19 protein-coding genes and 1 pseudogene are annotated in these 22,428 nt (G+C 65.5%); 8 read left to right on the top strand and 12 right to left on the bottom strand.

Going from position 1 to position 22,428, the window contains the following annotated elements; all coding sequences use genetic code 11:
* Window positions 1–21: 21 nt before the first annotated feature.
* The 6 genes from ACT3S2_RS01395 to ACT3S2_RS01370 form a co-directional block, all read right to left on the bottom strand.
* A complete protein-coding gene (locus tag ACT3S2_RS01395) occupies window positions 22–918 on the bottom strand; it encodes a 2-hydroxy-3-oxopropionate reductase (protein WP_444554814.1) in 897 nt (298 codons plus the stop codon).
* A 42-nt stretch (window positions 919–960) separates the two neighbouring features.
* On the bottom strand, window positions 961–1,752 hold the full coding sequence (locus tag ACT3S2_RS01390; RefSeq protein ID WP_444554815.1) for a hydroxypyruvate isomerase family protein: 792 nt from the start codon (window positions 1,750–1,752) through the stop codon (window positions 961–963).
* Window positions 1,753–2,090: 338 nt separating this feature from the next.
* Entirely contained in the window at window positions 2,091–2,927 is an 837-nt protein-coding gene (locus ACT3S2_RS01385; protein WP_444554816.1) for a bifunctional allantoicase/(S)-ureidoglycine aminohydrolase, read from the bottom strand.
* Window positions 2,920–4,233: a DUF6986 family protein gene (locus ACT3S2_RS01380; RefSeq protein ID WP_444554817.1), complete on the bottom strand. Its 1,314-nt coding sequence runs from the start codon at window positions 4,231–4,233 to the stop codon at window positions 2,920–2,922. The genes ACT3S2_RS01385 and ACT3S2_RS01380 overlap by 8 nt, the downstream gene beginning before the upstream one ends.
* On the bottom strand, window positions 4,230–5,855 hold the full coding sequence (gene aceB / locus ACT3S2_RS01375) for a malate synthase A (RefSeq protein WP_444554818.1): 1,626 nt from the start codon (window positions 5,853–5,855) through the stop codon (window positions 4,230–4,232). The genes ACT3S2_RS01380 and aceB overlap by 4 nt, the downstream gene beginning before the upstream one ends.
* Window positions 5,856–5,865: 10 nt before the next feature.
* Complete coding sequence (locus ACT3S2_RS01370) at window positions 5,866–7,254, bottom strand: NAD-dependent malic enzyme (RefSeq protein WP_444554819.1); 1,389 nt, start codon at window positions 7,252–7,254, stop codon at window positions 5,866–5,868.
* 259 nt (window positions 7,255–7,513) lie between these two features.
* Between ACT3S2_RS01370 and ACT3S2_RS01365 the strand changes: the two genes are divergently transcribed.
* A complete protein-coding gene (locus ACT3S2_RS01365) occupies window positions 7,514–8,278 on the top strand; it encodes an IclR family transcriptional regulator (RefSeq protein WP_444554820.1) in 765 nt (254 codons plus the stop codon).
* A 532-nt stretch (window positions 8,279–8,810) separates the two neighbouring features.
* On the opposite strand, the pseudogene ACT3S2_RS01360 reads toward ACT3S2_RS01365, so the two are convergent.
* The 4 genes and pseudogenes from ACT3S2_RS01360 to uraD form a co-directional block, all read right to left on the bottom strand.
* Window positions 8,811–10,286 (bottom strand): annotated as a pseudogene (locus ACT3S2_RS01360) (nucleobase:cation symporter-2 family protein); the annotation flags it as partial.
* Between the two features lie 73 nt (window positions 10,287–10,359).
* Window positions 10,360–11,280, bottom strand: a complete 921-nt coding sequence (gene pucL, locus ACT3S2_RS01355) for a factor-independent urate hydroxylase (RefSeq protein WP_444561116.1) — start codon at window positions 11,278–11,280, stop codon at window positions 10,360–10,362.
* A gap of 2 nt (window positions 11,281–11,282) precedes the next feature.
* Window positions 11,283–11,639, bottom strand: a complete 357-nt coding sequence (gene uraH, locus ACT3S2_RS01350; protein ID WP_444554822.1) for a hydroxyisourate hydrolase — start codon at window positions 11,637–11,639, stop codon at window positions 11,283–11,285.
* A gap of 68 nt (window positions 11,640–11,707) precedes the next feature.
* On the bottom strand, window positions 11,708–12,205 hold the full coding sequence (gene uraD / locus ACT3S2_RS01345; protein ID WP_444554823.1) for a 2-oxo-4-hydroxy-4-carboxy-5-ureidoimidazoline decarboxylase: 498 nt from the start codon (window positions 12,203–12,205) through the stop codon (window positions 11,708–11,710).
* A 338-nt stretch (window positions 12,206–12,543) separates the two neighbouring features.
* On the opposite strand from uraD, the gene ACT3S2_RS01340 reads away from it, so the two are divergent.
* Window positions 12,544–12,744, top strand: coding sequence for a hypothetical protein (locus ACT3S2_RS01340; RefSeq protein WP_444554824.1), 201 nt, complete (start codon window positions 12,544–12,546; stop codon window positions 12,742–12,744).
* Between the two features lie 342 nt (window positions 12,745–13,086).
* Here ACT3S2_RS01340 and aceE read toward each other — a convergent pair whose 3' ends face one another.
* Window positions 13,087–15,774, bottom strand: a complete 2,688-nt coding sequence (aceE, locus tag ACT3S2_RS01335; RefSeq protein ID WP_444561115.1) for a pyruvate dehydrogenase (acetyl-transferring), homodimeric type — start codon at window positions 15,772–15,774, stop codon at window positions 13,087–13,089.
* Between the two features lie 208 nt (window positions 15,775–15,982).
* On the opposite strand from aceE, the gene ACT3S2_RS01330 reads away from it, so the two are divergent.
* Genes ACT3S2_RS01330 through ACT3S2_RS01315 form a run of 4 tightly spaced genes read left to right on the top strand, consistent with a single transcriptional unit; the run spans window position 15,983 to window position 19,551 of the window.
* Complete coding sequence (locus ACT3S2_RS01330; RefSeq protein ID WP_444554826.1) at window positions 15,983–17,077, top strand: exo-alpha-sialidase; 1,095 nt, start codon at window positions 15,983–15,985, stop codon at window positions 17,075–17,077.
* Window positions 17,078–17,082: 5 nt separating this feature from the next.
* Window positions 17,083–17,370, top strand: coding sequence for a MoaD/ThiS family protein (locus ACT3S2_RS01325; RefSeq protein WP_444554827.1), 288 nt, complete (start codon window positions 17,083–17,085; stop codon window positions 17,368–17,370).
* A gap of 58 nt (window positions 17,371–17,428) precedes the next feature.
* Complete coding sequence (locus tag ACT3S2_RS01320) at window positions 17,429–18,556, top strand: tellurite resistance/C4-dicarboxylate transporter family protein (RefSeq protein WP_444554828.1); 1,128 nt, start codon at window positions 17,429–17,431, stop codon at window positions 18,554–18,556.
* Window positions 18,553–19,551 carry a pirin family protein gene (locus ACT3S2_RS01315; protein ID WP_444554829.1) on the top strand — a complete coding sequence of 333 codons (999 nt, stop codon included), beginning with the start codon at window positions 18,553–18,555 and terminating at the stop codon, window positions 19,549–19,551. Before ACT3S2_RS01320 ends, ACT3S2_RS01315 begins: the two co-directional genes overlap by 4 nt.
* A 26-nt stretch (window positions 19,552–19,577) precedes the next feature.
* Here ACT3S2_RS01315 and dnaB read toward each other — a convergent pair whose 3' ends face one another.
* Window positions 19,578–20,909: a replicative DNA helicase gene (dnaB, locus tag ACT3S2_RS01310; RefSeq protein ID WP_444554832.1), complete on the bottom strand. Its 1,332-nt coding sequence runs from the start codon at window positions 20,907–20,909 to the stop codon at window positions 19,578–19,580.
* A gap of 565 nt (window positions 20,910–21,474) precedes the next feature.
* Here dnaB and ACT3S2_RS01305 point away from each other — a divergent pair.
* Complete coding sequence (locus ACT3S2_RS01305; protein WP_444554830.1) at window positions 21,475–21,897, top strand: DUF1801 domain-containing protein; 423 nt, start codon at window positions 21,475–21,477, stop codon at window positions 21,895–21,897.
* 80 nt (window positions 21,898–21,977) lie between these two features.
* The gene (locus ACT3S2_RS01300; protein ID WP_444554831.1) at window positions 21,978–22,424 is read left to right on the top strand and encodes a hypothetical protein; all 447 of its coding nucleotides are present in this window, start codon (window positions 21,978–21,980) and stop codon (window positions 22,422–22,424) included.
* The last annotated feature ends 4 nt before the right edge of the window (window positions 22,425–22,428 follow it).

Genomic DNA, 22,428 nt, shown 5'->3' with positions numbered 1-22,428 from the left:
CGGTGCCGGACCCCGGGCCACTTACTTGGAGTCGGAGCTACCCGACAGGCGCTCGACACCACGGAACAGACCCGAGTGGTCCAGCGAGCCGTCGCCGCTGGCGACGGTGGAGGCCACGAGCTGGGCCACGAGGGCCCCCTGCGGGAGGACGACGCCGGCTTCGCGGGCTGCGGAGGTGACGATGCCCATGTCCTTGTGGTGCAGGGCCAGGCGGAAGCCCGGGTCGAAGTTGCGGTCCAGGATCTTCTGGCCCTTCTGGTCCAGGACCTTGGAGCCGGCCAGGCCGCCACCGAGGACCGATAGCGCGGCCTGGGTGTCGACGCCGTAGGCCTCCAGGAAGACCACGGCCTCGGAGAGTGCCTGGATGTTGGAGGCCACGATCAGCTGGTTGGCGGCCTTGACCGTCTGGCCGGATCCGGAGGGACCGACATGGACGATCGTCTTGCCGATGGCATCGAGCACGGCCGCGGCATCGTCGAAGTCGGCCTTCTCGCCACCGACCATGATGGACAGCACGCCGTCGACGGCTCCTGCCTCGCCACCGGAGACCGGTCCGTCGAGGGGGCGCAGGCCGGCGGCGCGGGCGTCATCGGCCAGGACCACGGCGACATCGGGGCGGATGGTCGAGTTGTCGATCCACAGTGCGCCCTTCTTGGCGTTGGCGAAGACCCCGTCTTCACCGTGGACAACTGCTTCCACGTCCGGGGAGTCCGGAACCATGGTGATCACGACGTCGGCATCGGCGACAGCTTCGGCGACGCTGGCTGCGGCGGTTCCGCCGGCCGACGCCAGATCCTTGGCCTTTTCGGGGCTGCGGTTGAAGCCGGTCACCTGGAACCCGGCCTTGACCAGGTTCTTGGCCATGGGCAGGCCCATGATCCCCAGGCCGATGAAGGCAACGTTCTTGTTTTCGCTCATGTTGTTCTCCTTGAAGTTTTGGTGGTGCGTACCGGTCGGGGCCTAGGCGCCCTGGCGAATCAACCAGTCGAAGGCGACATCGGAGGAGGCCTTGTATTCCAGGCCGATCGGTCCTGTGTAGCCCTTGGCCCGGCTGCTCTCGATCCACTCGCCCAGCGGCAGGTTCCCGGTTCCGGGAGCCCCGCGTCCCGGGTCGTCGGCGATCTGGATGTGGCCGAAGTCGGCGGCGTGCTTGTTCACGACGTCCGCGACATCATCGCCGTTGACTGCCATGTGGTAGAAGTCGGCCAGCAGCTTGACGTTGTCCACGCCGGCTTCCTGGGTCTTCGCGATGACGCCCAGAGCGTCGGCGGCGGTCTTCAGCGGGTAGGCCTCGGTGCCGGAGACCGGCTCCAGCAGGACGGTGCCGTCGATCTTGGCGACCCCGCGCGCGGCGGCCACGAGGTTGGCCAGGGCCAGCTCGTCCTGCTCGGCGGCCGACTGGCCGTCCTGGCGGTTGCCGTAGAGGGCGTTGAAGCCGCGGCAGCCCGTGGCCTGTCCGATGGCGGCGACGACGTCGATGTTGTCGGCGAATTCCTTCTCGCGGCCGATCCAGGAAACAATCCCGCGGTCTCCGGCGGGCATTTCGCCGGCCAGGAAGTTCAGTCCGGTCAGCTGGACGCCGGCGTCGGCGAGCGAGCTGACGAACTTTTCCACCTCGGCGTCGGCCGGAACGGCCTCGGCGAAGGGCCACCAGAACTCGACGTTGTCGAAACCGGCCTTCTTCGCTGCCGCCGGGCGCTCCAGCAAGGGGAGCTCGGTCAGCAGGATGGAGCAGTTGACGGTGTAAGCCATGTGGATTCCTTTCGGAACGGTCATTTCCAGATTGTGGAAGTTTACTTCTGCCTACTGAAAACATTAGGTGAGTCCCGCATCACCTGTCAAGACTTCGGGGTCACGGCCGGTCGGCGCGCGGACCGGCCGTCCGGGAGCACCGGACGCTGCCCCCGGCACCTTCAGGGGGCGTGGGAGGGCTGGATTCGGCCTCTGATCAGGGCCTCGGCTGAAATGGGTGTGGGCCTCCGCGGTGGTGGGGCCGCGGGCCAGTGGCCCGCAGCCCAACCACGGTCGGTGGCCCACGAAAAAACCGGCCACCGGGACGAAGCCCCGACGGCCGGTTTGTTCATTGGTCGCTACAATGCAATCTGGCGATTGACGTCCTTGTAGAGCAGGTAGCGGAAGTTCGCCGGCCCACCGGCGTAGCAAGCCTGCGGGCAGAAGGCGCGCAGCGACATGTAATCGCCTTCCTGCACCTCGACCCAGTCGGCGTTAAGCCGGTAGACGGCCTTGCCTTCCAGGACGTAGAGGCCGTGCTCCATGGTGTGGGTCTCCGCGAACGGGATCGAGGCGCCGGGCTCGAAGGTCACGATGTTCACGTGCATGTCGAACGCGAGGTCCTCGGGGTCGAGCATGCGGGTGGTGCGCCATTTATTGTCGGTACCCGGCATGGCCTTGGGCTCCAGATCGCGCTCGTTGCCGACGACCGGACGGGCCGTATGCCCCTCGAGCGGCTGGTAGCGCTTGCGGAACCAGTGGAAGCTGGCAGCCTCCGTGCCGTCGTTGTTCACGCTGTAAGCGGTCCCGGCGGGGATGAAGGCAAAAGCACCTTCGCTGAGCTGGTGGGTCGTTCCGTCGATCACCAACCGCAGCGATCCCTGCATGACGAAGAGGAATCCCTCCACCTCGGGCTGCGGCTCGGGGTTCTGCGAGCCGCCGCCGGGGGACACCTCGACGATGGTCTGGGAGAACGTGGTCGCCCCACCGGACACCGGACGGTTCAGGACCCAGGAACGGGTTCCCGTCCACTCCGGAAGAACCGAGGTCACGATATCGCGCAGGACCCCGCGCGGGATGACCGTATAGGCCTCGGTGACCACGGCGCGGTCGGTCAACAGATCCGTCTGGGGCGGATGACCACCCTGGGCCGTGTAGTAGGGGGCCTCCACCGGAGCGGTGCTGGTTTTAGACATGGGTTTCCTTTGCGTTGATCGCGGGACGACCCAGAGCCAGGGCCCCGAGTTGTGCCTGGGTGATTTCGACGCCGTTCTCGACTTCGCTGGCCGTCAACGCACCGCAGGTCAGACCGCGGTAGATGAACATGGCCAGGGCCCGCGCGGTGGCCGGCTCGTCCATGATCGAGGATTCGACCTGGTGCACGTAGTTGCGCAACCGGTTGGCCGCTGCGTCGAAACCGTCGCGGTAGAAGGCGTAGGTCGCGAGGTAGCGGGTGGCCAGTTGGGCCGGGTGGAGGTCCCACCCCTGGTAGATCCCCCGCTCCAGATGCCGGCGCACCAGCCGGGCGTGCAAGGCAAACGCCTTGCTGACATGGTCCGGCTCGCCGATGGGCAGGATGTTCGTGGACCCATCGGAGAGATGGACCCCCGTTCCGGCGACCGCGACCTGGAGCACGTTCTTGGCGTGATCCGCAGCGGGGTGCTCCATCGACTGGTACTCCGCGGCGATCCCCAGCGACGCCGAGTAGTCGTAGGTTCCGTAGTGCAGCGACGAAACCCTTCCCCGTCCTGCGTGGATCAGCTGGGCCGACGGCACCGTGCCTTCGGCCGAGAGGATCAGCTGCGGGGTTTCCATCTGGACCTCGAAGCGCAGCCGCCGTGCCGGCAGCCCGTGGGCGGCCTCCAGCTTCTCGCATACGAAGACCATCGCCTCGACCTGGGCCACCGTGGTCACCTTGGGCAGCGTCAGGACCAGCCCGTCGGGCAGTCCCCCGGTGTCCATCAGCGAGCCAATGAACAGGTCGAGGGTGCGAAGGGCACGCTGCCGGGTGGGCAGCTCGAAGCATTTGAAGCGGATCCCGATGAACGGCGGGGCGATGCCCGCGGCAACGGCCCGGTTCACTTCCTGGGCGGCCCGGATGGCGTGGGCGTCCTCTTCCTCGTCGGGCCGGTCCCCCAACCCGTCTTCGAAGTCGATGCGCAGGTCTTCAATCGGCTCGTTGTCCAGCTTCTGGGCCACGAGCTCGGCCAGCAGATCGGCGCGCGACCCGGCGGTGACGTCGGCGCCACCTTCGGCGTCGAGGCCCACGGAGCGGGCCAGCACGGCCAACCCACCGAACTCGCGGGCGGCCGCCAGGGCCTGCCGGCCCCACTGGGCCGGCGTGTCGGCCGTGAACTTATCGGCGGGGACGTAGGCGGTATGCACCGGCTGACGGACTCCGCTATCCCCCGGGTAGGAACGCTCCAGGAGCTTGTCGGTGGCCGCGAGCCGGGTTTCGACCGTCTTGAGGATGGTCTCGTCCAGGACCGGGCTTACGCTCATCGGTTCACCAACTCGGTGGACAGGAGGCGGTAGGCCGGCAGCGTGAGGAAGTCTTCAAAGTCCTCATCGCGCCCGGAAACCAGACGACCGATGAGCTCGCCCGCCGGAACGTAGTACTTCTCGAAGGTTTCCTTGTCGTCGACTTCGGTGCGCAGCCGCTCGATCTCCTCGGCCAGGGCGGCCTTGACGAGTTCGGCGGTGATGGTGTTTCCGGTGTCGTCGGCCACGACGCCGTTGCGGATCTGCTGCCACACCTGCGAGCGGGAGATCTCCGCCGTGGCGGCGTCCTCCATCAGGTTGTGGATCGCCACCGCACCATTGCCCGAAAGCCAGACGGCGGTGTAGGCGACCGCGACATACAGGTTCGCGTGGACCCCCTGCTCGGTGACCTGGCCCGGAGCAGAAGCGACATCCAGGAGGTCCTCGGCGCCGACGGAGACCTCGGGACGCTGCTTGTCCAGCTGGTTCGGGCGATCGCCCAACACGGATCCGAAGACCTCGGAGCAGATCGACACCAGATCCGGGTGCGCCACCCATGAACCGTCGAAGCCGTCACCGGCTTCACGGGTCTTGTCGGCCCTGACCTTCTTGAAGGCGGCCTCGGTGGTTTCCGGTTCGCGGCGGTTCGGGATGAAGGCGGCCATGCCGCCCATGGCGAAGGCACCACGCTTATGGCAAGTCTGCACCAACAGGTCGGTGTAGGCACGCATCATCGGGGCCGTCATCGCCACATCGGCGCGGTCCGGCATGATGAACTTATCGCCGGAGGAGCGGAAGTACTTGATGATGCTGAACAGGTAGTCCCAGCGTCCGGCGTTCAGGCCCGACGCGTGGTCGCGCAGTTCGTAGAGGATCTCGTCCATCTCGAAGGCGGAGGGGATCGTCTCGATCAGCACGGTGGCCCGGACGGTCCCGTGCTCGATGCCCAGTTCTGCCTCGGCGAAGGTGAAGACGTCGTTCCACAGCCGTGCCTCGAGGTGGGATTCCATCTTGGGCAGGTAGTAGAAGGGCCCGTCGCCCTTGGCGGCCAGCTCCTTCGCGTTGTGGAAGAAGTGCAGGCCGAAATCAACCAGCGCACCGACGGTGGGGGCGCCATCGACGAGCACGTTGGCTTCGGGAAGGTGCCAGCCGCGCGGGCGCACCACCACGGTGGCCAGCTCGGCATCGGTCCGCAGGTTGTATTCCTTGCCTTCGGGCGAACGGAACGACAAGGTTCCACGAGCCGCCTCGCCCAGGTTGACCAGTGCGTCGACGACGTTGTGCCAGGTGGGGGTCGACGCGTCTTCGAGGTCGGCCAGCCAGACCTTGGCGCCGGAGTTCAGCGCATTGATGGCCATCTTGGCCGGTGAGGCCGGTCCGGTGATCTCCACACGGCGGTCGCGCAGCTTCTCGGGGGCTTCGGCGACCTTCCAGTCTCCGGCGCGCACCTCTGCGGTCTCGGGAAGGAAATCGATGGTCCCCTTCTCGGAGGCGGCCTGCTGGGCCGTCTGACGTGCGGTCAACAGCTCGTCGCGGGTCGCCGCGAAACGACGCTGCAGCTTCTCCACGAAGGCCAGGGCCTCGTCGCTCAGGACGTCCTGGGCTCCGTCTACGTCGGGAACGTGCGTTAGTGAAATGCTCATGATGATCCTCCTACTTGCTGCCGCGTGCTGCGGCGACTACGGCGTCGGCCACGTCTCCGGCGACGTGCGGGTCGAACACGCTGGGAATGATGAATCCGGAGTTCAGCTCGTTGTCGTCCACCCGCGCGGCGATCGCGTCGGCTGCGGCAACCAGCATTTCCGGGATGATATCAACCGCGTGGGCGTCGAGCAGGCCACGGAAGAAGCCCGGGAACGCCAGCACGTTGTTGATTTGGTTCGGGTAGTCACTGCGGCCGGTGGCCACCACTGCTGCGTGGCGGCCAGCAACGACCGGGTCGACCTCGGGGTCGGGGTTGGCCATGGCAAAGACGATCGCGCCGTCGTTCATGGACTCGATGTGCTTCTCCTCGAGGATATTGGGGGCGGAGACACCGATGAAGACATCGGTGCCGACCATGGCCTCGTGGAGGGTGCCGCTGAAGTTCTCCGGGTTGGTGTTCTCCGCCAACCAGGCGCGGTGGGAATCGCTGTGTTCGGTGTTGCGGTCGATGGCACCATTGCGGCCACAGGCAATGACGTTCTTCGCCCCACGGGCCAGCAGCAGCTGGACGATGGCGTTGCCCGCAGCGCCGACACCCGAGACGACGATGCGCACGTCCTCGATCTTCTTGTCCACCACACGCAGCGCATTCTGCAGGGCCGCCAGGGTGACGATGGCCGTCCCGTGCTGGTCATCGTGGAAGACCGGGATGTCCAGTTCCTCCCGCAGGCGGGCCTCGATCTCGAAACAGCGCGGTGCGGCGATGTCCTCGAGGTTCACGCCCCCGTAGACCGGGGCAAGGGCCTTGACGATGCTGACGATTTCATCCGTGTCCTGGGTATCCAGGCAAACCGGCCAGGCATCGACGTCGGCGAACTGCTTGAAGAGGGCCGCCTTGCCCTCCATGACCGGCAGGGACGCCTCGGGGCCGATGTTGCCCAGCCCCAACACCGCGGAGCCGTCGGTGACCACGGCGATGGTGTTGCGCTTGATCGTCAGGTTGCGTGCCTTGGAGCGGTCGTCGGCGATGGCCTGGCAGACGCGGGCGACGCCGGGGGTGTAGGCACGGGAGAGGTCATCGCGGTTGCGCAGGGCCACCTTGGGAACCACTTCGAGCTTGCCGCCCAGGTGCATCAGGAACGTGCGGTCGCTGACGTTGCGGACCGTGACGTTCTCGAGGTCGTCCAGTGCCTCGCGGATGCGTTCGCCGTGCTCGGCGTCCGTGGTGTTGCAGCTGACGTCGATCACCATGATGCTGTGGGTTGATTCAGTGACATCCAGCGCCGTGATCGCACCGCCTGCAGCACTGACGGCTGCGGCAAGATCGCTCGTGGCCGTGAAGCTGGCCGGTGCCTCGACCCTCAGGGTCATTGAATATCCGGGGCTGGGATTCGCCATGAATTCCTCCTACTAGAACTGATGGTCGGTCTGCTTTTGCAGTACCTGCCATAAAAAACATTTCCGTATAGTGGATAATATTATTTGTACTACGGAAAATCAAGGTCAGCGTACAGATTCGTTCCTCGAACGCTGGATGAACTTTCTCGGCTAACGGAAAAAGTTTTCCCACTTCAAGTACTCTGGATCAAAACGCCGCTCCATATCCGGCCAGACCGTGCGGCATCCCCGGCCGGCGACCACGTTTCAAGGAGAAACCATGCCCACCAAACCAGCCACCGGTGTCCAATCAGTGGAGCGCGCCTTCGATTTGCTAGAACTCATCGCCCGGGCCGGCGGGGAATGCACCCTGAGTGAGTTGGCGGCCGAAACCCCGATGCCGCTGCCGACGATCCACCGGCTGCTGCGCACGCTGGTGGGCATCGGGCATGTCCGCCAGCTGCCCAACCGCCGCTACGCGCTGGGCCCGCGCCTGATCAGGTTGGGCGAGGTCGCCAACCGCCAACTGGGCTCGGTCGCGGCGCCGCTGTTGAAGACGCTCGTCAACGAGCTGGGCGAATCGGCGAACCTCTCGGTGCTCGACGGCGACATGATCACCTACATCAATCAGGTCCCCTCCCCGCACAGCGTGCGGATGTTCACCGAGGTGGGCCGCCGGGCCAACCTCCACGACACCGGGGCCGGCAAGGCGATCCTCTCGGTCATGGATACCGAGCGCGTCGACCGCCTGGTCGGCCAGGCCGGCATGCCGACCCCCACGCCCCACAGCATCGGGACGTTAAAGGAACTCCACGCCGAGCTCGACCGCATCCGCAAGGCGGGCTATTCGATCGACGAGGAGGAGCAGGAGTTGGGAGTGCGTTGCTTCGCCATGGCCGTTCCGGGCGCCCCGACCCCGATGGCCGTTTCCATTTCCGGCCCGACCACCCGTGTCGATCGTGATTTCGGTGATCGCGCCGTTCCTGCCCTGCAGCGGGTGGCCGATGCCATCGCCACTGCCTTGCGCGGCTCCAACGGCTCCTAGGCCCACGGCACCGGCTGCGGGCCCGGCTGCGGGCCCGGCTGCGGGCCCGGCTGCGGGCCCGGCTGCGGGCCCGGCTGCGGGCCCGGCTGCGGGCCCGGGCTTCCCGCCTCGAGGCCCGGGGCCCGCAGCCGGTCAGCCAGGGCCCGCGCACTGCGACTGCGCCACCACGGCAGGATGATCCGGGGTTACAGAGCCGCATCGGACAAAGAACAGCCCGCCTTCACCAGGTTTCCCTGGTGAAGGCGGGCTGTTCTCATTCGTGGGGCGGCGGGGCCGGACCCTAGGCCCTATGGGCCCCGTGTTCCGAGGAACCCGTCTCGCCCTCGTCCTGCTCGTGGAGGGCGTCGGCACGTAGTTCCTGGCCAGCAGCCTCGGGCTGCGCGGCAGTGGCTTCCGTGGCACCGTTCTCACGCACGGCCTTGACGTTCTCGGCTTGGCGCTTGACCTCCTCCGGCTCCATGCCCTCGGGCAGGGCCGCAGGGATGCCTTCGGCCTCACAGGCCTTCACATGCTCGGCCATGACCACGGTGTACTCATCGACGCTGACCACCGGGATCTCGTCGCCGTCCACCGAGATCAGCTTGCCGGATTCGTAGTGGTCCCCGTCCTGCAGGCTGTGCACCTGGTCCTCACGGACCATACGCGGCGGGGACGCAGCGAACACCGAGGCGTTCTTGGAAGGATTACCCAGCTTGAGCTCGTTGAACAGGATGTTCAACAGCACGGCCATCAGGGCTGCGGAGCTGATGCCGGAATCCAGGATCGTGGCCAGCCAGGTGGGGAAGGCATCGTAGAAGTCGCCCTTGACCACGGGGATCAAGCCGAAGGCCAGCGACGCGGAGACGATGATCATGTTCATCCCCTTGTCGTAGTTGACCTTCGACAAGGTACGGATGCCGCTGGCTGCCACCGTGCCGAAGAGCACGATGCCGGCGCCGCCGAGTACGGGAAGCGGGATGGCTGCCACCACGCGCCCCAGGATGGGCAGCAGGCCCAGGACCACCAGGATGCCGCCGCCGGCAGTGACCACGAAGCGGCTCTTGATGCCGGTGATGGCGACCAGCCCGACGTTCTGGGCGAAGGCACTCTGCGTGAACGTGTTGAAGAACGGTGCGACGAAGCTGGAGATCATATCGGCGCGCAGGCCGTCTCCGATGCGCTTGGAGTCGACACGCGTCTTGGCGATTTCGCCGACGGCCAGGATGTCTGCCGTGGTTTCGGTCAGGATCACCAGCACCACGATCGTCATGGAGATGATGCCACCGATTTCGAAGACCGGCATGCCGAAGGCCAACGGCTTGGGGATCTCGAAGATGGGGCCGTCTCCGACCGTGGCGAAGTCGGCAATGCCGACCGCCCAGGCCACCAGGGTCCCGATGACGATGGCCAACAGGATCGACAGGCGTGAGATCGCGGCATTGCCGACCTTGCTCAACAGGAGCACGATGAGCAGCGTCAACGCGGCCAAGCCGATATTGGCCAGGGAGCCGTAGTCGTCCGTCGTATCGTCGCCACCCATGGACCAGTTCGCCGCCACCGGGGTGAGCGAAAGGCCGATCATGGTGATGACCACACCGGTGACCACCGGCGGGAAGAATCTGATGATGCGGGCAAAGAACGGTGCCACAAGGAAACCGATGGCCGCGGCGACCATGACGGCCCCGAAGACCGCTTGGATGCCACCATCACCCTTGACGATGGTGACCAGCGTCGCGACGGACGCGAAGGACGTGCCCTAGACCAGCGGCAACTGGGCGCCGAAGAAGGGGACGCCGACCGTTTGCAGGATCGTGGCCAGACCGCCGATGAACAAGCAGGATGCGACCAGCAGGGCCAGATCGGTGCTGTCCATGCCCGCGGCCGCGCCGATGATCAGTGGCGGAGCAATGATGCCGCCATACATGGTGAGCACATGCTGCAAGCCATAGGCGAGGGTGCGCCCCAGTGGTAGCTTCTCGTCTTCCGGACGGGCTACTGCTGTGGCGTTTCGATGTTGCTTGGCTTTCACGGCTGACCTCCTTGTGCACTTCCGTGAGGGCCGGGCGCCCGCAATGCTGCGGGCGCCCGGCGTGTACTACCGCTTAGCAGAAGCCTGCGGCATTTTCCCAGATCGGGTGCGTGGGCGAAACGCCTTCACGCTGGATGGTTGCTTCAATGAGGCCGTACGGGCGATCCGCCGCGAAGAAGACCTCGTTGGGGTTGTCCTGGCCGAACGGCGACAGGTCCACCAGGAAGTGGTGGCTGTTCGGCAGCGAGAAACGGATTTCCTCGATCTCGGGATGCGTCTCGAGAACCAGGCGGCCCATTTCGTACATCGTCTGCTGCAGGGCCATCGAGTGGGTCTCGGCGAAGGCCTTGAGCAGCAATTCACGCACGGAGGCGTAGATGCCGTTGAAATCGGTGTCCTCCGAGGTCGAAGCCTCGGTGTTGTAGCGCCACCGGGTGTTGACATCCGTGGCGAGAACGCGCTCGGAGGTCTCCTTCAAGGTCGTGTACTTGTCGACCGGGAAGCCGCGGAACTCGCTGCCCGTGGACTTGAGCACGGTCAGTCCGGAGATGCCGGCCAGGATGCTCTTCTGTCCGTCGGCGATCTCCAGGATCGCCGTGCGGACCTCGCTCATGTTGCGCGAGAAGGAGTGGTCGTGGTCCTGGATGCGGTCCCAGAAGTACTGTTCCGCGGCCCAGCGCCCACCGGTCACCCAATCGAACTCGGAGACGAAGTGGTCACCGAGACGCTTGATGAACTTCTCCGGGGACCCGACTCCGTCACGGGCGAAGCCATAGACGGTGTTCTTCTGCGTGTCGGTGGGGACGACGTGGCCGTTGTCTCCCTCGGTGTGCGCGGCTTCGAAGTCGCCGTGCAACTGCGAGGAGACGTTGAGGTCCTCGATCTCGTGGCGGGCGGTGTCGCGGGTGATCTTGACCAGGCGGACCTCGGCCTTGCCGTATTGATTCTTTGCCAGGACGATCTTGGTGCTGGGCTTAGAAGCGGTGGTAGACATGTCTAGCTCCCTCGGTATGTCGAATATGCAAACGGGCTGATAAGAAGAGGTACGTGGTAGTGCTGGCCTTCGTCGGCGATGACGAATCCCAGCGCGACCTCGGGGAAGAAGGTTTCCGTTCCCGTCTTCCCGAAGTAGGCCCCGGTATCAAAAGTGATTCGGTATTGCCCTACTTCAACCGCGACCGGCCCGAGGTTGTTGATCCGACCATCCTGGTCGGTGCTTCCTGAGCCGATTTCTTGCCAGCCGGACGCCTGCTTGGCTTCCAGCGTGGCCTTGACACCGGAGGCGGGCCTCCCGGTCCCGGTGTCGAGAATGTGGGTAGTGATGTGACTGCGTTCGGACGCTGCTGCGCTCATCGAATTGCTCCTTGGGATGGGTCGCTGGGTGCGGGGGCGGGCCAAAGACGGGGGCCCGGCGCCGATGCTTAGGTGGTGGCGAAGAGTCCGCGGAGACGCAACAGTGCGATCTCGCGCAATTGCACGGCGACCTCGGCACTCTCGGCCTCCTCGGAGTTCGCCTGGCGGCGTTCCAACTCGGCCAGGATCTCTTCCGCGCTGCGACCTGCAGCACGGATGAGGAACACCCGGCCGAACTTCTGCTCGTACTCCTTGTTTCCCTCCAGGATCCTGCGTGCCGTTTCCGACTCCGCATCCACCGCTGATTGTTCGTCCCGGCTGAGCGTGGCTTCGGCCGACTGGCCCTTGGCCTTCTCCCCGATGCGGGGGTGATGCGCCAAGGCGGCATCTACTTCACCGGCACTGAAGGGGGTGGCCTCCGCTTCGGCGCGGGCGAGGAGGTCCTCGACCCCGGCATACGGCCGGTTGTCGACGACGCCCTGGATCCAGCGGTCGATGTCTGCGCAGGGGCGCAACGTGGCAACGGCCTGCTCGGCAGTGGCATTGTTGAATTCCTGGAGATCCATTGGTGTCAGCTCTTTCACAGTCAGACTGCTTCCACCTTGGCGCTGAACACCCTTACCGTCGAGGGTTGGCCCTCAAGTTGACTCGATGTTTCTGTATGGTGGAATTTTTATTTCGTTATCTACTGTAACCCCGCTCACATATCGATTGTCAAGACGCAGGGCGGATCATTCTTCACCCCTTCCGCCCGCCGGCGGCTTGACCTGGGCGCAGAACTTGCCGCGCCATTCGAAAAAATCCCAGCACCCCTTGCCAGACCATCAAATCGAGTCCATACTTATTCCATATCCCAAAATAGTTTTTCCGACTACCGGAAAACGAGCATATCGAGGAGGACCGCATGACCACAGATCAGGATCGCCGGGACGACACCGGGCACCAGCCGCGGGTCAGCCACTCGACGCCACGCCCCTGCACCGAGCCCTTCTACGCCGTCGGAGGCCTCGACCCCGACTTCGCCCCGCCGCTGCACACCCCCAGCAAGCCGGGCCTCTTCTCCCGGCTGGGCGCCAGCTGGCGCCGCGCCACCACCACCCGCTAGGCGTTCACGGGCAGGACCGGGCAGAGGACCGGCCCCCAACGGAACCGGAGCGGCACAGACGATTATTCGGACAGCGAAGCGCTGGCCGGGGAGCACTCGACCCCGACCAGCGCTTTATTGCGTCCAGGGCACGGGCCCCGGCAGCATGCGGCGGGGCCCAGCGGGCAGCGGCGATGAGCCTTCGCACCCTCCTCCGTCGGCGGCCCCCTTCACGAGGGACACGGACCCGCCACCAGGACACTCGCCCGACGCCAGCCGCCCGTCTCGCCGCGCCGCCGCCCACGCCCCACACATGACACCGCCGCCCGCCCCCAAGGGGACGGGCGGCGGTGCTGACGGTCTCTATTCGGCGTTCTGGTCGAAGCCGTAGCGCTCGTGGGCCTGGCGGGCGACCGAGGCATCGATCTCCCCGCGGCGCGCCAGCATCTGCAGCGTGCGCACCACGACCGATTGTGCGTCGATCCCGAAGAAGCGCCGAGCCGCGGGACGGGTGTCCGAGAAGCCGAAGCCATCGGCCCCCAGCGTCGCGAAGTCGTTCGGGACGAACTGTCGGATCTGGTCCGGAACCTGACTGGCATAGTCGCTCACGGCGACCACCGGCCCCTGGGCCTCGGCGAGCTTCTCGGTGACGTAGGCCTGCCGCGCCTCGTTTTCGGGGTGGAGGAAGGAATCACGTTCGGCGGCGACGCCGTCGCGACGCAGTTCGTTCCAGCTGGTCACCGACCAGACATCGGCGGAGACGCCCCACTCCTCGGCGAGGAGCTGCTGGGCCTCCAGGGCCCACGGCACCGAGACGCCCGAAGCCAGCACCTGGGCCTTCGGGCCCGCGGTTTGGGAGGGCGATAGGAGGTAGATGCCCCGCAGGACCCCCTCGACGTCCAAGCCCTCGGGCTCGGCAGGCTGCGCAATCGCCTCGTTGTAGACAGTGAGGTAATACATGACGTTGGGGTCTTCGTGCTCGCCCCCGTACATGCGCTCCAGGCCGTCCCTGATGATGTGCCCGATCTCGTAGCCGTAGGCCGGATCGTAGGTGACCACTGCCGGGTTGGTGGAAGCCAGGATCGGGGAGTGCCCGTCGGCGTGCTGTAGGCCCTCGCCGGTCAGCGTGGTCCGCCCGGCGGTGGCTCCGATGATGAACCCGCGGGCCATCTGGTCACCGGCAGCCCAGAAGGCGTCGCCGGTGCGCTGGAAACCAAACATCGAGTAGAACACGTAGACGGGGATCAACGGTTCGCCATGCGTGGCGTAGGAGGTCCCTGCCGCGGTGAAGGCAGCCACCGCGCCGGCCTCGTTGATGCCCGGATGGATCAACTGGCCTTGCGGGGATTCCTTATAGGCCAGCACCAGATCCCGGTCCACGGACAGGTATTCCTGCCCGCCGGGGTTGTAGATCTTCGCGGTCGGGAAGAAGGCATCCATGCCGAAGGTCCGGGACTCGTCGGGGACGATCGGGACCACCCGGTTGCCGAACTTCTTATCGCGCATGAGGTCCTTGAGCAGACGCACGAAGGCCATCGTGCTGGCCGCCTGCTGCTTGCCGGAACCGCGTTTGGCGACTTCGTAGGCCTTGTCCTCGGGGAGATGGACTTCTGCATGCTTGGTCCGGCGTTCGGGAACCGCCCCACCCAGGGCCGCCCGGCGATCCATCATGTACTTGATCTCCGGGGCGTCCATGCCCGGGTGGTAGTACGGCGGGGTGTACGGATCGGCTTCGAGCTGCTCATCGGTGATCGGGATCCGCAGCAGGTCGCGGAAGGCCTTCAGGTTGTCGGCCGTGAGCTTCTTCATCTGGTGGGTCGCATTGCGCCCCTCGAAGCTCGTGCCCAGGCCGTAGCCCTTGACCGTCTTGGTCAGGATGACCGTGGGCTTGCCCTTGAACTCGGTGGCGGCCTTATAGGCGGCATAGACCTTGTGGTAATCGTGACCGCCACGCTTGAGGTTCCAGATCTGGTCGTCGCTCAGATCCGCGACCATCTCCTTGGTCGCCGGGGTCTTGCCGAAGAAGTGCTCGCGCACGAATCCGCCGGATTCGGCCTTATAGGTTTGGTAGTCCCCATCGGGGGTGGTGTTCATGATGTCCACCAGGGATCCGTCGACGTCCTTCTCCAGGAGGTCGTCCCATTCGCGGCCCCAGACCACCTTGATGACGTTCCAGCCGGCACCGCGGAAGAAGGCCTCCAGCTCCTGCATGATCTTACCGTTGCCCCGCACGGGGCCATCGAGGCGCTGCAGATTGCAGTTGATCACGAACGTGAGGTTGTCCAGCTTCTCGTTGGCCGCCAGCTGCAGGAAGCCACGCGATTCCGGCTCGTCCATTTCGCCGTCGCCCAGGAACGCCCAGACGTGCTGGTCGGAGGTGTCCTTGATGCCACGGTTCTGCAGGTAGCGGTTCGACTGGGCCTGGTAGATCGCGTTCGCCGGGCCGATGCCCATGGAGACGGTGGGGAATTCCCAGAAGTCCGGCATCGAACGGGGGTGCGGGTAGGAGGGCAGGGCATGGCCCTTCTTGGACTTCTCCTGCCGGAAACCGTTGAGGTCCTCTTCGCTCAGCCGGCCTTCCATGAAGGCGCGGGCGTACATGCCGGGGGAGGCGTGGCCCTGGAAGAAGACCTGGTCGCCGCCGCCGGGGTGGTCCTTGCCACGCCAGAAGTGGTTGAACCCGACCTCGTACATCGTCGCGGCACCGGCATAGGTGGAGATGTGCCCGCCGACCCCGATGTCGGGGTGCTGGCCGCGGTGGACCATGATGGCGGCATTCCAGCGCATCCAGGCGCGGTAACGACGCTCGATCTCTTCATCGCCGGGGAACTCCGGCTCACGGTCCACCGCAATGGTGTTGACGTAATCGGTGGTCTGCGGCCGCGGAACCTCCACGCTGCGGTTGGAGGCCCGTTCCCAGAGGCTGCCCATGATGTCCGAGGCGTGCCTCGTCCCCCTGGCCTCCACCAGACCGTCGAAGGACTCCAGCCATTCGGCGGTCTCCTCCGGATCGGATCCGGCGGCGGTGGGCGAATCGTCGATGATACTCATGCATGCCTCTCTGACGTGTCCGGAACGGGTGACATTCCGCGGTCAACACCATCTAAAATAAATCTCGCCTTGTGGAAGTTTCTTCTCACAGAGCAATATCAAGTGAACGCGGTCACGGCCACGCTGTCAATCCATCAACGAAATATTGATTCTCCATCCCGGTGGAACAACTATTGCCCACGCCCTCTTCCGGTGATGCACTTCTCCCATGACCACCACCATGATTGCCATCGGAACGAAGAAGGGCCTCTGGATCGCCACAAGCGGGAACGGGCGCGACTTCACCCTGGGCGAGCCACATTTCCTGAACCAGGAAGTAGCCTCCGTCGCCATCGACAGCCGCGGCCCGCAACCGCGGATCCTCGCCGGACTCAACGACTGGCACTGGGGCCCGACCGTGGTCCATTCGGATGATTTCGGGGCCACCTGGTCCGAACCCGAAGACGGAGCCATCGCCTTTCCCGCAGATACCGGCGCCGCACTGGAGCGGGTCTGGCATCTACGTCCCGATACCCCGGAGCGGCCCGGCGTCATCTGGGCCGGCTGTGAACCGACCTCCGTCTGGAAATCCACCGATGGCGGCGAGAGCTTCGAATTGAATCGTGGCCTCTGGGACCATCCACACCGCCCCGAATGGGGAGCGGGATTCGGCGGTGCCGCCGTCCATACGATCGTCCCCCACTCCACCGACGCGGGGACCGTCCACGTGGCGATGAGCACCGGCGGGGTCTACCGCACCCACGACGGGGGCAGCACCTGGCAGGCCAGGAACCGGGGGATCTCCGCAGGGTTCCTGCCCGCCGAGGAACCGGAGTTCGGCCAGTGCGTCCACCGGATCACCGCCGATTCGACCAATCCCGACCGGCTCTACGCGCAAAACCATGGCGGCGTCTACCGCAGCGACGACGGCGGCGACCACTGGGCCGATATCGCCTCCGGCCTGCCCTCCGACTTCGGCTTCACGTTCCTGACCCACCCGCACCGTGCCGATACGGCCTGGACGCTGCCGCTGGAGGCGGACATCCAACGCATCCCACCCGGAGGCAGACTCAGCCTGTACCGCACCACCGATGCCGGTTCCACCTGGACCGAACAGCACCGCGGACTACCGGACCACGAATACAACGTCGTGCTGCGCGACGCCGCCGACGTCGACGTTCCTGACCCCGAGGGCCCCGCTTGCCTCTATCTGGGGACCCGCGGAGGCGAGGTCCACACCAGCAGTGACGAAGGTGGGAGCTTCCACCAGGTGGCCTCCCGTCTGCCCGACATCCTCAGCCTGCGCGCCGGCTCGGTGCGGTGACGGCCATGGCCCACGCCAACCTCGAGATCCCCGCGACGTTGGCCCCCCTCTGGGGCCGGCAACGCCGGGCCGTGATCGAGTACGACGCCGGAACCCGGCTGGAGGGGTTCCTGGACCTCGCAGGGCAGGGACACCCCCGATTCGCCCGGCGCTTGCGCGACGAGACCGGAGCGATCCGCCGCTACGTCAACGTGTTCATCGACGGGGAGAATGTCAGGGTCCTGGAAGGTCTGGACACGGTGGTCCCCGACGGGGCGAACGTATTGATCATCCAGTCCGTCGCCGGAGGCTGAATCCAGCGGCCAAGGATAAGCTGACAGCACCCGCCAGCAGCCCGAAGGGATCCAGACCATGCCAGCCGCACCCCTGACCTCGCCACGGCCCCCCACCCCCGGCACCACACCGGCGGGCCTCCGACGCAGATTCGCGGCGACGATCTCCGATCTCCCACCCTCGTGCTTCGCCTTCGTGATGGCCACCGGCATCGTCTCGGCGGCCCTGCTGAAGTCCGGCCGACCGGTGCCGGCGGAGATCCTGTTCTGGGTGGCGATCACGGCGCTGGTGATCCTGATCGCCGCAACACTCTGGCGCGCCATCGCCCACCCCGGGAAGTTTGCCGCGGACATCATCTCCCCGGCCAAGACCTTCGGGTTCTTCAGCTTCGTCGCCGGGCTGGACGTCCTGGGGCTGCACTACGTGATGACCGACCGGGCGGACATCGCCCTGGTCCTGGGCTGCCTGGCAGCCCTGGCCTGGCTGGTGCTGACGTACCTCATTCCCGGCGTACTGCTGCTGCGCCCGCAAGGCACCCCCGTCCTCAACGCGGCCAACGGCAGCTGGTTCCTCTGGGTCGTCGCGACCCAATCGCTGGCGTCGGCCGCCGCGGGCGTCGCCAGCGCCCATTCCAGCAACGGACTGGCAACCCTGGCGGCGGCGCTGTGGGGGGTCGGGGTGATGCTGTACATGCTGATCGGCACCCTGATCACCCTGCGGCTGATCACCCGGGCCAACCGGCCCGCCGATCTGAGCCCCACCTATTGGATCTTCATGGGGGCGACAGCCATCTCGGTATTGGCCGGTAGTGCCCTGTTGAAGCTGCCGGACAGCTTCGAGGCCATCGCCGCGACGCGCGGCTTCATCAGCGGAACCAGCTTCATCCTCTGGTCCCTGGGCCTGTGGTGGGTCCCGCTGCTCATCCTCTTCGGGATCTGGCGCCACGTCGTGCACCACCACAACATGCGCTACGAAACCGCCCTGTGGTCCATCGTCTTCCCCCTGGGGATGCTGGCCACATCGTCCATGATGTTCGGTCAGGGTCAGGGGATCGGGATCATCGACCGGATCGGCCACGTGACCGTCTGGGTCGCGGTACCGGCCTGGAGCATCGCCGTGATCCTCATGGTGGTCGCGGCGGCCCGGTGGCTGCGCACGCCGCCCGGGGAACCCACGCCGCCGGTCCAAGAACCCGGCATACCGTGAGTAACTTCGAGAAGGACCCCCCGGAAATCCTCTGCGCGGACCGTCCCACCACCGGGTCCGGAACCACCACACCCGAACTTCTGGTTCCCCGCGACGTCCCCCTGGGAGGGCCCCGAGGCATGAACGTGCGACGGACGCTCCCCCAACGCCGCCGCAGTCTCATCGGCTCCTGGTGCTTCCTTGACCACTACGGTCCCCGGGATCTGACGGACAGCCAGGGAATGAACGTTCCCCGCCACCCGCATACCGGCCTGCAAACCGTCAGTTGGCTATTCTCCGGGGAAATCGAACACCGCGATTCCACCGGAACACTGGCCGTTGTCCGCCCCGGGGAACTGAATCTCATGACGGCCGGCAGCGGCATCAGCCATTCGGAGTTCTCCACGCCCGAGACCACCATCTTGCATGGAGCCCAACTTTGGATTGCCCTACCGAATACTTCCCGCGACACCGCACCCGCGTTCGAGCACTACCGCCCCGACCCCATTTCGGGTCAGGGCTGGGTCGCCAGGGTTTTTCTCGGATCATTGCTCGGTGACAGCGCCCCCAGCGCCGTGCACCGCCCATTGGTGGGCGCCGAGCTCCGGCTCGAGGAAGGCGCCACGCTCGTCGTAGATACGGAACCGGGTTTCGAATACGGGCTCCTGCTCGACGCCGGGAGCCTCCTGGTAGATGAAACCGAGGTCCCGATGGGCCATCTGGCCTACCTCCCGCAGGGTTCGACATCGATGTCGTTGCGGGGGCTCGACGGCGGGGCCCGCCTGCTCCTCATCGGCGGGGAACCGTTGGGTGAACAAATCGTGATGTGGTGGAACTTCGTGGGGCGTTCACACCAAGAACTCGTCGACTTCCGGACCGCGTGGCAGCAGCAAATCGACCCTGAAGCCTCTCAGTGGTCGTCAGATGGCCACGATTTCGGACCCTTCCCAGCCGGGCAGCCAGCGGCTCTGCCGGCACCGGAAATGCCCAACGCCCGGCTGAAACCGCGGAGCTAGGGGGAGCGGCAACCCGCCCTTGCGGGTTAGAACCCCCCGCCGCCTTCGGTGGCCATGTTGTTGAAGCGCTGGTAATGGCCCTGGAAGGCTACGACGATGTTCTTGGTCGGACCGTTGCGGTTCTTGGCCACGATGATGTCCGCTTCGCCGGCGCGTGCGGATTCCTTGTCGTAGATATCCTCGCGGTGCAACAGGATCACCAGGTCGGCGTCCTGCTCGATCGAGCCCGACTCACGCAGATCCGAGACCATCGGCTTCTTATCGGTGCGCTGCTCGGAACCACGGTTGAGCTGCGAGAGGGCGACGACGGGAACATCGAGTTCCTTGGCCAACAGCTTCAGTGCCCGAGAGAACTCCGAGACTTCCTGCTGGCGCGATTCCACGCGTTTGCCCGAACTCATCAGCTGGAGGTAGTCCAGCACCACGAGCTTCAGGTCGTGCCGCTGCTTCAGGCGCCGGCACTTGGCCCGGATCTCCATCAGTGACATGTTCGGGGAGTCGTCGATGAACAACGGCGCCTCGTTCAACCGCCCCATGGTGGTGGCGATCTTGCCCCACTGCTCGTCCTTGATGGTGCCCTTGCGCAGATCCTGCAATCCGATGCTGGCTTCGGCCGACAGCAGACGCATGGCGATCTCGTTGCGCCCCATCTCCAGGGAGAAGACCACGGTGGTCATGTTGTTCTTGATGGATGCCGAACGGGCGATGTCCAGGGCGAAGACCGACTTGCCCACCGCGGGTCGGGCGGCCACCACGACCATCTGTCCTCCGTGGAGGCCCTGGGTCAGTTCGTCGAGTTCATAGAGGCCGGTCGGCACCCCGATCATTCCCTCGCCACGCTGGCCCGCCGATTCGATCTCGTCTACGGTGCCTTCGATGATGTCGCGGAGCGGGACGTAGTCCTCCGAGGTGCGTCGTTCGGCCACCGCGTAGATCTGGGCCTGCGCATCGTTGACGATCGCGTCGACCTCGCCGTCCTGGCTGTAGCCCATCTGCACGATCTTGGTGCCCGCTTCAACCAGCCGGCGTAATACCGCCCGTTCACGGACGATCTCCGCGTAGAACCCGGCGTTGGCCGCGGTCGGCACCGACTGGATCAGTGTGTGCAGGTAGGCGGGTCCTCCGACACGGGAGATCTCCCCGCGTTTGGTCAAGTGGTCGGACACCGTCACCGCGTCGGCGGGTTCGCCCCGGCCATAGAGGTCCACGACGGCCTCGTAGATCGCCTCATGCGCGGGCCGATAGAAATCGACGCCCCGCAGGACCTCGACACAGTCCGCGATGGCATCCTTCGAGAGCATCATGCCACCGAGCACGCTTTGCTCCGCCACGAGGTCCTGGGGCGGGGTCCGCCCCATGTCCGATGAATTCGACGACCCTGATTCGGTGTGCGTGAGCGTCACGTCCGGTTCCTTCCCTCTCAGCGCGGCGCCGGTGATGCGGCGCAGCCACGTCCCTCTAGTATCCCAGTGAATGCGACCCACCGACACAATGGTGCCGCGGGTGACGAACGGGGAATCCAGCCCGGTTGGAGCCGGGGACCCTGTCACCCTATGCCCCCGACGGGCAGAACCAAAGAGAGTTATCCACAGCCCATGTGGAGAACCTGTGGGTGACGCGGCGTGTTGTGTGCACAGTCTGGGGACGGGCTTGTGGATTACTTTTATTTTCCTTCAATAACCCTGCTCTGACTAGGCATTTTACTTGTGGATAACAACTGATGGAAGAAAACTTTTCGTCAACATTCACCCCCTACTTGCAGGTTGCCAAGCAGCACACATGTGTGCAGGCGCCACTTATCCACAAGTTGGCCATGGTTCTCCACAGACACGCCGCCAGCTGTGGGTAGCTTTGACTTTCGCGTCCTCGGGCCGGGCCGGGACATCCATTGCCGTCGCCGAATCGCACTGGCACGCTGGCACGATGTCAGCAGCGAAGACCCGACCGACAGAGGTGGATCCACGTGATTTCCTCGCTGCCATCGAGCACCCCGCGCGGCGGGACGACGCCCACGCACTTCTGTCGATGATGCAGGAAGCCAGCGGTCGGCCCGCGATGATGTGGGGAACCAGCATCGTCGGGTTCGGCTCCTACCATTACCGCTACCCCAGCGGGCGTGAAGGAGATACCCCGGCGATCGGGTGCTCTCCCCGCGCCTCCTCGCTGGCCCTCTACGGGCTGACGGACCCCCCGGCCGCGGCCGGGCTCCCGGCTGGACTCGGCAAGCACCGACTGGGCGCTTCGTGCCTCTACGTCAACAAGTTGGCCGACGTCGGGCTCGGGATCCTGCGTGAACTCATGGATACTGGACACCACCACGTGATGACCGAACTTCACCAGCCCTGAACGGGTCCGGAGCCAAGGCACGTGAAATAATGGAGGAAAGACCGTCGCCCGCGCGGCGGCCCCGAACCCCAGGAGGGGACATGTCTGAAATCAGCGGTTCCGAACTGCTGACGGCGATCGTCGCGATCGTCGTCCTTTTCGCGGTGTTCGGTGCCTTGACCTGGATCTTCAAGACACGACCCTCGGGCCACCCCAGCGATGCCGAGCAATACATCGCCCGCCTCAATGCCACGGCGGCCCACCAACAGCAGATCGACACGGAGAAGGCGGAAAAGCTCCGGGCGGCGACGACGGCTCGGGCGGCCCAGGCCGCCCGCAACTCCCCCGGACGCACCGGCCAGAGCACCGGGTTCGACCTCGAACATCCCCCGGGGATGGCGCCCGGTCCGGGAAACCCCAATTTCGACCGCGTCATGCAGCTGATCAATCAAGGAAACTACGTCGGCGCGGTACGTAAGATCAGGCAGGACACTGGCCTGGGGCTGCTCCAGGCCAAACGATACGTGGACATCCTGCGGGGCATGTAGCCAC

Source organism: Arthrobacter sp. AOP36-A1-22 (assembly GCF_052377615.1).
Taxonomy (GTDB): Bacteria; Actinomycetota; Actinomycetes; order Actinomycetales; family Micrococcaceae; genus Arthrobacter_H.
The sequence above is the reverse complement of the archived record's forward strand: the minus strand, read 5'-3'. Positions and strand labels throughout refer to the sequence as shown.

What these genes read in the sequence shown, in the direction of transcription:
- ACT3S2_RS01390 (WP_444554815.1), bottom strand. Translation starts at nt 1,752, where the DNA reads ATGGCTTACACCGTCAACTGCTCCATCCTGCTGACCGAGCTCCCCTTG.
- ACT3S2_RS01320 (WP_444554828.1), top strand. Translation starts at nt 17,429, where the DNA reads ATGCCAGCCGCACCCCTGACCTCGCCACGGCCCCCCACCCCCGGCACC.
- ACT3S2_RS01300 (WP_444554831.1), top strand. Translation starts at nt 21,978, where the DNA reads ATGTCTGAAATCAGCGGTTCCGAACTGCTGACGGCGATCGTCGCGATC.
- ACT3S2_RS01395 (WP_444554814.1), bottom strand. Translation starts at nt 918, where the DNA reads ATGAGCGAAAACAAGAACGTTGCCTTCATCGGCCTGGGGATCATGGGC.
- pucL (WP_444561116.1), bottom strand. Translation starts at nt 11,280, where the DNA reads ATGTCTACCACCGCTTCTAAGCCCAGCACCAAGATCGTCCTGGCAAAG.
- ACT3S2_RS01380 (WP_444554817.1), bottom strand. Translation starts at nt 4,233, where the DNA reads ATGAGCGTAAGCCCGGTCCTGGACGAGACCATCCTCAAGACGGTCGAA.
- dnaB (WP_444554832.1), bottom strand. Translation starts at nt 20,909, where the DNA reads ATGGGGCGGACCCCGCCCCAGGACCTCGTGGCGGAGCAAAGCGTGCTC.
- ACT3S2_RS01330 (WP_444554826.1), top strand. Translation starts at nt 15,983, where the DNA reads ATGACCACCACCATGATTGCCATCGGAACGAAGAAGGGCCTCTGGATC.
- ACT3S2_RS01370 (WP_444554819.1), bottom strand. Translation starts at nt 7,254, where the DNA reads ATGGCGAATCCCAGCCCCGGATATTCAATGACCCTGAGGGTCGAGGCA.
- ACT3S2_RS01305 (WP_444554830.1), top strand. Translation starts at nt 21,475, where the DNA reads ATGTCAGCAGCGAAGACCCGACCGACAGAGGTGGATCCACGTGATTTC.
- aceB (WP_444554818.1), bottom strand. Translation starts at nt 5,855, where the DNA reads ATGAGCATTTCACTAACGCACGTTCCCGACGTAGACGGAGCCCAGGAC.
- uraH (WP_444554822.1), bottom strand. Translation starts at nt 11,639, where the DNA reads ATGAGCGCAGCAGCGTCCGAACGCAGTCACATCACTACCCACATTCTC.
- uraD (WP_444554823.1), bottom strand. Translation starts at nt 12,205, where the DNA reads ATGGATCTCCAGGAATTCAACAATGCCACTGCCGAGCAGGCCGTTGCC.
- aceE (WP_444561115.1), bottom strand. Translation starts at nt 15,774, where the DNA reads ATGAGTATCATCGACGATTCGCCCACCGCCGCCGGATCCGATCCGGAG.
- ACT3S2_RS01365 (WP_444554820.1), top strand. Translation starts at nt 7,514, where the DNA reads ATGCCCACCAAACCAGCCACCGGTGTCCAATCAGTGGAGCGCGCCTTC.
- ACT3S2_RS01385 (WP_444554816.1), bottom strand. Translation starts at nt 2,927, where the DNA reads ATGTCTAAAACCAGCACCGCTCCGGTGGAGGCCCCCTACTACACGGCC.
- ACT3S2_RS01340 (WP_444554824.1), top strand. Translation starts at nt 12,544, where the DNA reads ATGACCACAGATCAGGATCGCCGGGACGACACCGGGCACCAGCCGCGG.
- ACT3S2_RS01325 (WP_444554827.1), top strand. Translation starts at nt 17,083, where the DNA reads ATGGCCCACGCCAACCTCGAGATCCCCGCGACGTTGGCCCCCCTCTGG.